The organism is Escherichia sp. MAL-1, from assembly GCF_052948035.1.
On record NZ_CM129609.1, the window covers coordinates 2,963,140 to 2,975,333 of the forward strand.

Below are 12,194 nucleotides of genomic sequence, written 5' to 3' on the forward strand. Positions count from 1 at the left end.
CTTATTGTTTTATTAATAGCTGCCGCCAGGTGTCATCGGCCAGCCTGATAAATTGTTGATCGCCGGTTTGTCGCCAGCGGTACTCAAACCACCCTGCTTTGAGCATCAGCAGCCAGGGAAACCATCGCCTGACCTGACGCCATAATTGCGCCGGATAAATCTTCGCGCGAGTGGCATAGTCATTGACCAATTGCAGGTGCTGTTCAGTATTTTCCACCCACACCGCCGCCAGTTCCAGCGCGATATCACCATCTCCTGCATACTCCCAGTCGATGAGTTTTAACCCTGACGCGCTATGCACTAAATTTCCGGCGTGGACATCCATATGCAATGGACTTAAGCGTAAAGGCCGTGGTTCCCGCGCTTTGCGCAGACGTTTTAACATTCGCAGCCAACCCACTGTCCGCCGCGCCGGATCGCTTTGCTGCCAGTACAGTTCCAGTAACGGCAACAGCGTTATTCGCCAGCCAAAACGTGGTTGTTGATGTAGATAATACAGCAAGCCTGCCAGTTCGTTGGTATCCGGCAAATACGTTTTTACCGCGCCGGGCAGATAGTCGACTACCATCCAGTCACGGAGATATAAATGCGGCTTCGGTGCAATGCATGCGGGTAGTTGTGATAAAGCCCGATACTGGCGCAAGAACGCGGACTGCGGCGCATCAGGATCGTGCGGCTGACGCACAACAAAACGCTGGCCCTGGTGTTCAATGAGAAAACTCCCGCCACTAAGCCCACTATTAAACGTCGTGACGGGATGAAACTGCGGGAAAAAGCGCGACAGCAATTCGTCGCGCGTGATGGGATTATTGCTGCGAAACGGCACCTTTACCTGACCAGATAATTTCGCCCGTCTGCACCAGCATCAGCTGCATTTGTAGGGTCGGAGCGTTAACGTTGCCAGAGGCGCTGGAGTATAGCACGTAATGAGCGCCGACATTGCGGGCAATGCCTATGGCTTTACTACGGGTACCTAAACTGTCCTGCGGCGACAAACCTAACTGTTGCTTAGCCATCGACAGCTGCTGGGCGGAAACCAGGGTAAATTTACCGTTATTAGCCAGCGCATTTCGCAGCGTTTCGGTCGCTTCTGCGGCATTCAGCGAACCGTTAGTACGGTTGTTAACGCTATCAACCAGCAGGACGCTACCCGCAGTCACCCCGTCAGCCCCAAGCATCTTACTGACCATCGGCTGCATTGCGCCATTCCAGTCATAATGGCGAATATGCGGCGCAGGCGGTGCAGTTTGATCTTCGTGCTCAATTGGGCCTGGCTGCTGCGGGATCGTCGGCACCGAGGGCACTGTGGGGACAGGCTGTTGTGGCTCGGCTGGTTGTTCCGGCGCTGGTTTCACTTCTTCTACCGGTGCAGGTTCACGTTGCCCCACACACCCGGCGAGAAACATCGCCAGCGCGGTAATCAAGGCGTAGCGACTCATTTTTGTCATCAAGATTCACCCCTTACAAATATAGATAAAGTCTGACTTTGTGCGCCCCCAGAAAATTGGCGCTGCCGTACAGCGTTACCGCCGAATGTGCGGGAATGGTAACGCTGCGTGGCCTTTCCAGAGGATGCATCTCCAGCCCTCTGGCGTCATACCAGTAAAAACGATAATGAACGGTAATGGGTTCTTGCCTTTCGTTATAAAGCGTTGAGGATGCTGAAGGTTGAATATCAGACGTCGAAAGGACGGGCTTTTCTGCACTGATGCCCGCAGCCAATAAAGATGACTCCATCACCAGCGATTGCTCATCATTCACCGGAATTTCCGGATGTGAACGACAGCCCACCAGCAGTAACAACGCCAGAGACACCAGCCCAAAGCATCCTTTTCTCATCGTTACAGACCTTTATGCGCCAGCATTGGTCCCAGCGGACGGCCACCCAACAAGTGCATATGGATGTGGTAAACCTCTTGTCCGCCATGGCGGTTGGTGTTCATGATCAGACGATAGCCATCTTCGGCAATACCTTCTTGCTCAGCAATTTTTGCCGCTACGGTGATCATGCGTCCCAGCGCCTGCTCATGCTCAGCTGACACGTCGTTCACAGTCGGTATGAGGATATTCGGAATGATCAGAATATGCGTTGGCGCTTGCGGCGAAATATCGCGAAACGCCGTTACCAGATCATCCTGGTAGACGATATCGGAGGGGATCTCACGACGAATAATTTTGCTGAATATAGTTTCTTCTGCCACGACATTTTCCTTTTTCAAATAGCCATGCGTTGCGCCATGCTACGCCGCGCCACACTGCGAGTATAGAGTATGGTCGAGTTAAACCTGCTCTTTCAACCTTAACTCACGATTTCTTAAGCAAAAAATCGTTTTGCTGCCGTATATATCGCCATTATTCCCATTTCTGCCTGCGAATGCGCTGAAAAGACATTCTCTGTTTGGTTTACACGACAAATATGAATGCGTATATTTCTCATTTGCATTTACAAACAAAATTATTCGCACACTAAATATAACCGCTCATCACCCTCCTCCGGCATGAGCCTGACGACAACATAAACCAAGAGATTTCAAATGCTTTCAACACAATTTAACAGGGATAATCAATATCAAGCCATCACCAAACCCTCACTACTTGCCGGTTGCATAGCATTGGCACTATTACCTTCTGCCGCTTTTGCTGCACCAGCCACTGAAGAAACGGTGATTGTTGAGGGTTCAGCCACAGCTCCAGATGATGGCGAAAATGATTACAGCGTAACGTCTACCTCTGCGGGTACCAAAATGCAGATGACTCAACGTGATATTCCTCAGTCGGTCACTATTGTTAGCCAGCAGCGGATGGAAGATCAGCAGTTACAAACGCTGGGCGAAGTGATGGAAAACACGCTGGGGATCAGCAAAAGTCAGGCGGATTCCGATCGTGCTCTTTATTATTCCCGCGGATTCCAGATCGATAACTATATGGTTGATGGTATCCCCACCTATTTTGAATCGCGCTGGAATCTGGGCGACGCACTTTCTGATATGGCACTCTTTGAACGCGTAGAAGTAGTGCGTGGCGCGACAGGACTCATGACCGGGACGGGTAATCCATCTGCGGCAATTAATATGGTTCGAAAACACGCGACCAGTCGTGAATTTAAAGGCGATGTCTCGGCGGAATACGGTAGCTGGAACAAAGAACGGTATGTGGCGGATTTACAAAGCCCACTCACCGAAGACGGTAAAATCCGCGCGCGAATTGTCGGCGGCTACCAGAATAACGACTCATGGCTGGACCGCTACAACAGTGAAAAGACCTTCTTCTCGGGCATTGTCGATGCTGATTTAGGCGATCTTACGACGCTTTCAGCCGGTTACGAATATCAGCGCATTGATGTTAATAGCCCTACCTGGGGCGGTTTACCGCGCTGGAATACTGATGGCAGCAGCAACAGTTACGATCGTGCACGCAGTACCGCACCTGACTGGGCGTACAACGATAAAGAGATCAACAAGGTCTTTATGACCCTGAAGCAGCGGTTTGCTGATACCTGGCAAGCGACACTGAATGCCACCCACTCTGAAGTCGAATTTGACAGCAAAATGATGTATGTCGATGCCTATGTAAACAAAGCGGATGGTATGCTGGTTGGGCCATACAGTAATTATGGACCTGGCTTTGATTATGTCGGCGGCACCGGTTGGAACAGTGGCAAACGTAAAGTTGATGCGCTGGATTTGTTCGCTGACGGTATTTATGAATTGTTTGGTCGTCAGCACAATCTAATGTTTGGTGGCAGTTACAGCAAACAAAACAATCGTTACTTCAGTTCATGGGCCAACATCTTCCCGGATGAAATTGGCAGTTTCTACAACTTTAATGGCAATTTCCCACAAACCGACTGGTCACCACAGAGCCTGGCACAGGACGATACCACACATATGAAATCGTTATATGCTGCCACTCGAGTCACCCTTGCCGATCCGCTGCATCTGATCCTCGGCGCACGTTATACCAACTGGCGGGTTGATACGCTGACTTACAGCATGGAGAAAAACCACACCACGCCTTACGCTGGTCTGGTGTTTGACATCAATGACAACTGGTCGACCTACGCCAGCTATACCTCTATTTTCCAGCCGCAAAATGATCGTGACAGTTCAGGCAAATATCTGGCTCCAATCACCGGTAACAACTACGAGCTGGGTCTGAAATCGGACTGGATGAATAGCCGTCTGACCACCACGTTAGCCATCTTCCGTATTGAGCAGGATAATTTCGCTCAGTCCACCGGTACACCTATCCCCGGCAGCAACGGCGAAACCGCCTATAAAGCGGTGGATGGGACAGTCAGTAAAGGGGTGGAATTTGAACTCAACGGCGCAATTACCGACAACTGGCAGCTGACATTTGGCGCAACGCGCTATATTGCAGAGGATAACGAAGGAAACGCCGTTAATCCTAATCTGCCACGCACCACGGTTAAAATGTTCACCAGCTATCGGTTGCCTGTCATGCCAGAGTTGACAGTAGGCGGTGGTGTTAACTGGCAAAATCGCGTGTATACCGACACCGTGACACCGTATGGCACCTTCCGCGCCGAGCAAGGTAGCTACGCGCTGGTGGATCTCTTCACCCGCTACCAGGTGACGAAAAACTTCTCGTTACAGGGGAACGTCAATAACCTGTTCGACAAAACCTACGATACCAACGTGGAAGGTTCTATCGTCTACGGCGCACCGCGTAATTTCAGCATTACCGGCACGTATCAATTCTGAATAACACCTGTAAAAAAGGCAGCCATCTGGCTGCCTTAGTCTCCCCAACGTCTTACAGATTAGTGGTTACGGATGTACTCATCCATCTCGGTTTTCAGGTTGTCGGATTTAGTACCGAAAATCGCCTGAACACCAGAACCAGCAACCACTACGCCCGCTGCGCCCAGTTTCTTCAGGCCGGCCTGATCCACTTTAGACACATCAGCAACGCTGACGCGCAGACGGGTAATACATGCGTCGAGGTTAGTAATGTTTTCTTTACCACCAAATGCAGCAACCAGAGCCGGTGCCATTTCGCTGGTACCTGTCGCTTTTGCATCTTCAGTCGCGTCTTCACGACCCGGCGTTTTCAGATCCAGTGCTTTAATCAGCACGCGGAAGATGGTGTAGTAAACAATCGCATAACCGATACCGACGATCGGGAACAGCCACAGTTTGCTGCTGTTACCAGACAGAACGATGAAGTCGATCAGACCGTGCGAGAACGACGTACCGTCACGCATCCCCAGAAGAATACAGATTGGGAATGCCAGGCCTGCCAGAATCGCGTGGATGATGTACAGGATCGGCGCAACGAACATGAAGGAGAACTCGATCGGCTCGGTGATACCGGTCAGGAACGAGGTCAGCGCCGCGGAGATCATAATACCGCCCACTTTCGCGCGGTTTTCTGGTTTAGCAGAGTGCCAGATAGCAATTGCGGCAGCTGGCAGACCGTACATTTTGAACAGGAAGCCACCAGACAGTTTACCCGCAGTCGGGTCACCCGCCATATAACGCGGAATGTCGCCGTGGAAAACCTGACCTGCTGCGTTGGTGTATTCACCAATCTGCATCTGGAAAGGTACGTTCCAGATGTGGTGCAGACCAAACGGTACCAGGCAACGTTCGATGAAACCGTAAATGCCAAACGCAACTACCGGGTTCTGGTAAGCAGCCCACTGAGAGAAGGTCTGGATTGCAGAACCAATCGGCGGCCAAATGAAGGACAGCACAACGCCAGTAAAGATGGCAGCCAGGCCAGAAATGATCGGCACAAAGCGTTTACCGGCAAAGAAGCCAAGATACTCAGGCAGCTTAATACGGTAGAAACGGTTAAACATGTACGCTGCGATCGCACCGGAGATAATCCCTCCGAGTACGCCAGTATCCGCCAGGTGTTTAGAGGCGATTTCTTCAGCAGGTAAATGCAGTACCAGTGGCGCAACCACGGCCATGGTTTTAACCATGATGCCATAGGCAACAACTGCGGCCAGCGCGGATACGCCATCGTTATTGGTAAAGCCGAGGGCGACACCGATCGCAAAAATCAGTGGCATGTTTGCAAAGACGGAACCGCCTGCTTCTGCCATAACATGCGATACAACGGCGGGCAGCCAGCTGAAATTCGCGGAACCGACGCCCAGCAGAATACCTGCGATAGGCAGTACGGATACCGGCAGCATCAGCGATTTACCGACCTTTTGCAGGTTAGCAAATGCATTCTTAAACATAATTGAGAGTGCTCCTGAGTATGGGTGCTTTTTTTACGTTCTCACGCGTGGCAAGGGGGGAGAGCCTCGCCGTGTACAGGGCATCTAAGCGCCCTTTATTTATTACACAGAGTAAAATAATTCAGTGCCAATTTGTTTGACGGCTATCACGTTTCAACTTCAGATCATTGGAGAAGTTGCACATTTTGACAAAACATATGTCACAATATTTCAAACGTGGTTATTCACCGCCCAATTTTCGGCGGTGAACTTTACTCGTTTTAGCCATTAATTACGAGCTTTAAAAAAACTCATTCAACGGATGGATTGAAGGCGGGAAGCGTCGATGTGAAACAGACGGGCGAAGTTATCGGTGGTTACCTGCGCCAGTTCTTCAACGGCAACACCTTTCAACACAGCCATGTATTCTGCAACGTCACGAACCATCGCAGGTTGATTCTCTTTTCCTCGATGCGGTACCGGCGCAAGGTAAGGTGAGTCAGTTTCCACCAGTAACCGATCCAGGGGGACATAACGCGCAGCATCGCGCAGTTGCTCCGCATTACGGAAGGTCACAATGCCGGAAAAGGAGATGTAAAATCCGAGATCCAGTAATTTACCCGCCGTTTCTCTGTCCTCTGTAAAACAGTGTAGTACGCCACCGCAATCCGTCACTTTTTCTTCGCGCAGAATTGCCAGCGTATCGGCACGGGCGTCACGGGTATGGACGATAACCGGCTTGTTCAGTTCACGACCAATCTGGATATGATGGATGAAGGACTCTTGCTGACGTACTTTAGTTTCCGGTGTGTAATAATAATCCAGCCCGGTTTCACCCAGCGCTACAACACCCTCTTCTGCCGCCAGACGGCGTAAATCTTCTACATCGTAGGGATCATTCTGGTTGAGTGGATGCACGCCACAAGAAAATACGACGTTGTCACGTTCGCCTACCAGATCCCGCATATGTAAATAACCCGGTAATGTTGTGGCGACTGCCAGACAAAATTTCACATCGCGTGCGGCGGCTTTCGCCAGAACGTCATCCACGTCCTTATGCAAAGATTCATAATCCAGACCATCGAGATGGCAGTGTGAGTCGACTAAAAACATGATGTCTCTCTTAAAGATGAGGAACCGGTAGCACAACGCCCGGTTGCAGGTAATGCTCAATACGCAGTAAAAGATCGGTGATGAGAAGCTCGCGGTTGATGCCTGTGACAGACATTAACTGTTCACGAATGTGGCAAACATCCCCCAGTATAGCCTGCAGGCGCGAGGGAGAAAGATGGTTTGCCAGTTCGGCGACCAGGCCCGGCACATCAACATTGGTCACCTGCGCAGCGCCATGATGGCGTTTTAGCGCATCCATCAGCAACGTTGCCAGCCAGTGTAAACGCGCCGGAGCTTGTTCATGATTAAGGGCCGCCAGCAGCGAATACCAGTCGCCCGATGGCACGCTATATGCCAACGCCTGACACAATGTTTCACGAGCCTGCCAGTTATCTCCCTGAAACAACGCCAGTGCCGCGCCAGGCGAACCGGCGCTTAAGCGCAATGCGGCAAGTAATGCATCCTGTGACATTGTCACTTCGCGTGAAAGCCAGGTCACGGCGTACTGTTCTGGAGGCGGCGCAAGGTAATGTAACCGACAACGACTACGTAATGTTGCCAGTAAACGTTCAGGCTCGCGGGTAGCCAGGAAAAACCAGGTTTCTGCTGGTGGCTCTTCAAGCGTTTTCAGCAATGCGTTAGCCGCGGCGTCGGTTAGTAAGGCAGCATCGGTTACCCAGACAACTTTCGCACCACCTAAGCGTGCGTGCTCATTCAGCTTTTCGGTGACCTCACGTACCGCATCAATGCCCAACGCATTTTTCCCTTTTTCGGGAGCCAGGGTGTAGTAATCGGGATGCGTGCCAGCCTGCATCAACTGACATCCACGACAGTGACCGCAACTTTTGTGGCCCTGCGGTTGTTGGCAGAGTAAATAACGGCTCAGGGCGTAGATTAAAGCATCATCGCCCATGCCCGGTAACGCCTGAATGAGCAGCGCATGGTGACCTCTTCCGGCCTGATAGCTGGCTACCAGTTTTTCGAAATCAGGTCGTAACCATGGATACCATCTCATGCGTCCAACTCCTTCACCCAGTGGGTCACGGTAGTGCGGATTGCATCCATCACGGCCTCCAGCGGCTGGGTGGCATCAATGGTATGAATGCTTTTATCTTTTGCTGCCAGTTCCAGATAGCGGGCGCGGGTGCGATTAAAGAAATCGAAAGACTCTTGCTCAATACGATCCAGCTCGCCGCGCGCACGCGCGCGTTTTAAGCCAACTTCCGGGGTAACATCGAGATAGAGCGTTAAGTCGGGGCGAAAATCACCGAGAACAGCATCACGCAGTGTTGCCAGCATATGTTGGTCAATACCACGTCCGCCGCCCTGATACGCCTGAGTGGAGAGATCGTGGCGATCGCCAATCACCCAGGTGCCGTTAGCCAGAGCTGGTTTGATGACTGTTTCTACCAGTTGAACGCGCGCGGCATAAAACATCAGAACTTCGGCTTTATCGGTAATGACTTCATCGCCTACCGATTTGATATCCAGCACCAGGCTTCTTAACTTTTCGGCAAGTTGCGTACCGCCAGGTTCCCGAGTGAAAACCATGTCGCGGATACCCAGTTGCTCGAGCGTCTCAACCACCACATTACGCGCGGTAGTTTTGCCTGCGCCTTCCAGCCCCTCAATGACGATATACTTACTGCGCATTTTTTTCCTTAAGCACTTTCAGATAATCCTGCACAGACTTGTTATGGCTGGCAAGATTGGTATTAAACGTGTGACCACCTTTACCATCGGCCACAAAATAGAGATACGGCGTTTTTGCCGGATGCGCAGCAGCCTTCAGCGAATCCGCCCCTGGCGTAGCTATCGCACCCGGCGGTAAACCAGTAATGGTATAGGTGTTATACGCTGTCGGCGTTTCCAGGTCTGCACGAGAAAGTTTGCCATTATAACGCTCTCCCATCCCGTAAATCACGGTTGGGTCGGTCTGCAGGCGCATACCAATGCGTAAACGGTTGATAAATACCGAGGCAACCTGATCGCGTTCACTGGCAACGGCGGTTTCTTTTTCGATAATTGATGCCATCGTCACCAGCTGATTTTTATCTTTATAAGGCAGACCGTCCGCACGCCCTTCCCAGGCGCTATCGACCGCTTTCACCATTTTCTTGTGCGCTCGCTTGAGTAACGCGACATCGGTTGTATTGGCGGTATACATCCAGGTGTCTGGCCAGAACCAACCTTCAATCCACTCCGGGTTTTCCAGTTCAAGTGCCTGCGCTACGGTGGCGTACTTATCGTCGCTCAGCGTATGCTTGATATACGGGGCCTCACGCAATTGCTTGAGGTAATCGCTCAGACGCATCCCTTCTACCAGTCGCAGAGGGAACTGTGCTTCTTTACCGCTTTCCAGCAATTTCAGCATCTCGCGCACGGTCATCTGCGGTGTAAAGCGGTAAGTCCCGGCTTTAAAGTGAGAAAGATCCGGTTCGATACGCAGCAGCCATTGAAAAACCCGTGGGCGATTGATGATCTTATCGGCATAAAGCTGTTCACCGAGCGCCAGACGTCCGGTCCCTGGCTTCAGGGTAAATATCGTCTCTTCTTTGATAAGCAATTTGCTGTCGGCAAGATGGCGAACCTTCCAGACGCCCACACCAGCGGCGATACCCAGTACCACCAGCAATAACAAGATAATCAATAACACTTTTTTCATGACTAATTCGGGCGCTCACAAAGTGGGGCTAAATATTCATATAACGTTGCTGACGAAAAGGAGACATCGCCACAGGCACGTACGGGCATCACTGGCATTAACGCATTACAAATAACCATCTCATCTGCCTGCAACGCCTCTTCCAGAGAGGCTTGCACTTCGACAAGCTGATAAGAGGATTGTGCCAGCAAACGGATACAGAATTGTCGCATAATGCCGTTAACACCTGCCTGATCCAGTCGCGGCGTATAAACTACGTTGCCCTTCCGCCAGAACAAATTAGCCGCACAGCATTCCGTAACCCACCCTTCGCTGTCAAGGACCAGCGCCTCATCAGCGTTTGTCTGCTCAAGATGAGAGCGAATCAATACTTGCTCAAGACGATTGAGATGTTTAATACCTGCAAGATGAGGATTGCGCCCCAGCCGCACCGGGCTTAGCGCCAACCTCATCCCCTCGTTACGCAAACGGTCGTAATGTGCAGGATAAGCCGTAACGGAGAGAATCCGCGTTGCCGGTCCACTGTTCAATGTGCTGTACCCTCGCCCGCCACTACCGCGACTGATCACGACTTTCAGTACACCATTTTGCTGTTCTGCTGCCAGCGTTTTCATCTCTTGTTCAAGCTGTGGCCAGAAGTCACAGGAAATCATCAACCGCTGACAAGCATCCTGTAGTCGCTGGATATGCGCCGATAACAAACTGACTTTACCGTCGATAACTCTGGCGGTGGTAAAACAACCATCACCAAACTGCGTTGCCCGATCGCTTACTGCCAGCGATTCCTGCTTATAACCGTTAATTAAGAACATACCGGCTCCTTATCAGAGAATTGTTAGTGTGGCAGCATGTTCACTACGGAACAAGTCGGAATAAAAGCTAAGAAAAAAGGCCCGCAAGCGGACCTTTTATAAGGGTGGGAAATGACAACTTAGATCTTTTTAAAGATCAAAGAACCATTAGTGCCACCGAAGCCGAAGGAGTTACACAGCGTGTATTCCATTCCGCTGACCTGACGTGCTTCATGCGGTACGAAATCCAGATCGCAACCTTCATCCGGGTTATCCAGGTTGATGGTTGGCGGAACAGCCTGATCGCGCAGCGCCAGGATGGAGTAGATAGATTCTACTGCACCCGCCGCACCTAACAGGTGACCGGTCATAGATTTCGTGGAGCTTACCAACACACGGCTTGCAGCTTCACCGAAGATGGTTTTCACCGCCTGCGCTTCAGCTTTATCGCCAGCCGGCGTAGAAGTACCGTGCGCGTTAACGTAGCCAATCTGACTCGCTTCAATGCCTGCATCACGCAGAGCATTTGCCATTGCCAGAGCTGCGCCTGCGCCATTTTCTGGCGGTGACGTCATATGATAAGCATCGCTGCTCATACCAAAGCCGACGAGTTCAGCGTAAATTTTCGCACCGCGTTTTTTCGCGTGTTCGTACTCTTCAAGTACCAGCATACCGGCACCATCGCCCAGTACGAAACCATCACGCTCTTTATCCCACGGGCGGCTCGCCGCTTGCGGGTTATCATTGCGGGTAGATAATGCACGTGCCGCGCCAAAACCACCAACACCCAGCGGCGTACTGGCTTTCTCTGCGCCACCTGCAACCATCACGTCAGCATCGCCATACGCGATAATACGCGCAGCATGGCCAATGTTGTGCACGCCGGAAGTACAGGCGGTCGCGATAGAGATGCTTGGGCCACGCAGGCCATACATGATAGTCAGATGACCTGCCACCATGTTCACAATCGTTGACGGAACGAAGAATGGGCTGATCTTACGTGGACCACCGTTCATCAGAGATGTGTGGTTTTCTTCGATCAGTCCGAGGCCGCCAATCCCGGAGCCAATTGCGGCACCAATGCGGGTTGCGTTCTCTTCCGTTATTTCAAGGCCAGAATCCTGCATGGCCTGAACGCCAGCGACAATTCCATATTGAATGAAGGCATCCATCTTGCGCTGTTCTTTGCGCGAGATAATGTCCTCACAGTTAAAATCCTTTACTAAGCCAGCAAATTTCGTTGCATAGGCGCTAGTATCGAAATGGTCGATTAGGCTGATGCCACTCTGACCGGCAAGCAGAGCTTTCCAGGTAGACTCTACGGTATTGCCGACAGGAGACAACATGCCCAGTCCGGTCACAACTACACGACGCTTAGACACGTTTGTCCTCCAGGGAGGGAAAAAATGATTCTAGTGGGACAAAAAGA

12 protein-coding genes are annotated in these 12,194 nt (G+C 51.3%); 1 reads left to right on the forward strand and 11 read right to left on the reverse strand.

From position 1 onward, the window contains the following. Position 1: 1 nt before the first annotated feature. Genes thiK through hinT form a run of 4 tightly spaced genes read right to left on the reverse strand, consistent with a single transcriptional unit; the run spans position 2 to position 2,201 of the window. On the reverse strand, positions 2–826 hold the full coding sequence (gene thiK, locus ACU8XX_RS14840) for a thiamine kinase (protein WP_001116565.1): 825 nt from the start codon (positions 824–826) through the stop codon (positions 2–4). Further along, positions 807–1,448, reverse strand: coding sequence for a penicillin-binding protein activator LpoB (gene lpoB / locus ACU8XX_RS14845; protein ID WP_000164439.1), 642 nt, complete (start codon positions 1,446–1,448; stop codon positions 807–809). The genes thiK and lpoB overlap by 20 nt, the downstream gene beginning before the upstream one ends. A gap of 13 nt (positions 1,449–1,461) precedes the next feature. Further along, complete coding sequence (locus tag ACU8XX_RS14850; protein WP_001225276.1) at positions 1,462–1,839, reverse strand: YcfL family protein; 378 nt, start codon at positions 1,837–1,839, stop codon at positions 1,462–1,464. Positions 1,840–1,841: 2 nt separating this feature from the next. Further along, the gene (hinT, locus tag ACU8XX_RS14855) at positions 1,842–2,201 is read right to left on the reverse strand and encodes a purine nucleoside phosphoramidase (protein ID WP_000807125.1); all 360 of its coding nucleotides are present in this window, start codon (positions 2,199–2,201) and stop codon (positions 1,842–1,844) included. Positions 2,202–2,534: 333 nt separating this feature from the next. Between hinT and fhuE the strand changes: the two genes are divergently transcribed. Then, the gene (gene fhuE / locus ACU8XX_RS14860) at positions 2,535–4,724 is read left to right on the forward strand and encodes a ferric-rhodotorulic acid/ferric-coprogen receptor FhuE (RefSeq protein ID WP_016242045.1); all 2,190 of its coding nucleotides are present in this window, start codon (positions 2,535–2,537) and stop codon (positions 4,722–4,724) included. Between the two features lie 59 nt (positions 4,725–4,783). Here fhuE and ptsG read toward each other — a convergent pair whose 3' ends face one another. From ptsG to fabF, 7 genes are all read right to left on the reverse strand, one after another. Beyond that, complete coding sequence (ptsG, locus tag ACU8XX_RS14865) at positions 4,784–6,217, reverse strand: PTS glucose transporter subunit IIBC (protein WP_000475719.1); 1,434 nt, start codon at positions 6,215–6,217, stop codon at positions 4,784–4,786. Between the two features lie 294 nt (positions 6,218–6,511). After that, positions 6,512–7,309, reverse strand: a complete 798-nt coding sequence (locus ACU8XX_RS14870; protein WP_000480245.1) for a metal-dependent hydrolase — start codon at positions 7,307–7,309, stop codon at positions 6,512–6,514. 10 nt (positions 7,310–7,319) lie between these two features. Next, the gene (gene holB / locus ACU8XX_RS14875; protein ID WP_001267920.1) at positions 7,320–8,324 is read right to left on the reverse strand and encodes a DNA polymerase III subunit delta'; all 1,005 of its coding nucleotides are present in this window, start codon (positions 8,322–8,324) and stop codon (positions 7,320–7,322) included. Continuing rightward, a complete protein-coding gene (gene tmk, locus ACU8XX_RS14880) occupies positions 8,321–8,962 on the reverse strand; it encodes a dTMP kinase (protein WP_001338468.1) in 642 nt (213 codons plus the stop codon). The genes holB and tmk overlap by 4 nt, the downstream gene beginning before the upstream one ends. Further along, positions 8,952–9,974 carry a cell division protein YceG gene (yceG, locus tag ACU8XX_RS14885; protein WP_000756838.1) on the reverse strand — a complete coding sequence of 341 codons (1,023 nt, stop codon included), beginning with the start codon at positions 9,972–9,974 and terminating at the stop codon, positions 8,952–8,954. Before yceG ends, tmk begins: the two co-directional genes overlap by 11 nt. 2 nt (positions 9,975–9,976) lie before the next feature. After that, positions 9,977–10,786, reverse strand: a complete 810-nt coding sequence (gene pabC, locus ACU8XX_RS14890; RefSeq protein ID WP_112033975.1) for an aminodeoxychorismate lyase — start codon at positions 10,784–10,786, stop codon at positions 9,977–9,979. Positions 10,787–10,905: 119 nt separating this feature from the next. Then, positions 10,906–12,147 (reverse strand): beta-ketoacyl-ACP synthase II, encoded by a 1,242-nt coding sequence (gene fabF, locus ACU8XX_RS14895; protein WP_000044679.1) that lies wholly within the window; start codon positions 12,145–12,147, stop codon positions 10,906–10,908. Positions 12,148–12,194: the final 47 nt, after the last annotated feature.

Excerpts from the sequence above, each read along its gene's own strand:
- lpoB (WP_000164439.1), bottom strand. The coding sequence starts at position 1,448 with ATGACAAAAATGAGTCGCTACGCCTTGATTACCGCGCTGGCGATGTTT.
- ACU8XX_RS14850 (WP_001225276.1), bottom strand. The coding sequence starts at position 1,839 with ATGAGAAAAGGATGCTTTGGGCTGGTGTCTCTGGCGTTGTTACTGCTG.
- fhuE (WP_016242045.1), top strand. The coding sequence starts at position 2,535 with ATGCTTTCAACACAATTTAACAGGGATAATCAATATCAAGCCATCACC.
- ptsG (WP_000475719.1), bottom strand. The coding sequence starts at position 6,217 with ATGTTTAAGAATGCATTTGCTAACCTGCAAAAGGTCGGTAAATCGCTG.
- ACU8XX_RS14870 (WP_000480245.1), bottom strand. The coding sequence starts at position 7,309 with ATGTTTTTAGTCGACTCACACTGCCATCTCGATGGTCTGGATTATGAA.
- holB (WP_001267920.1), bottom strand. The coding sequence starts at position 8,324 with ATGAGATGGTATCCATGGTTACGACCTGATTTCGAAAAACTGGTAGCC.
- tmk (WP_001338468.1), bottom strand. The coding sequence starts at position 8,962 with ATGCGCAGTAAGTATATCGTCATTGAGGGGCTGGAAGGCGCAGGCAAA.
- yceG (WP_000756838.1), bottom strand. The coding sequence starts at position 9,974 with ATGAAAAAAGTGTTATTGATTATCTTGTTATTGCTGGTGGTACTGGGT.
- pabC (WP_112033975.1), bottom strand. The coding sequence starts at position 10,786 with ATGTTCTTAATTAACGGTTATAAGCAGGAATCGCTGGCAGTAAGCGAT.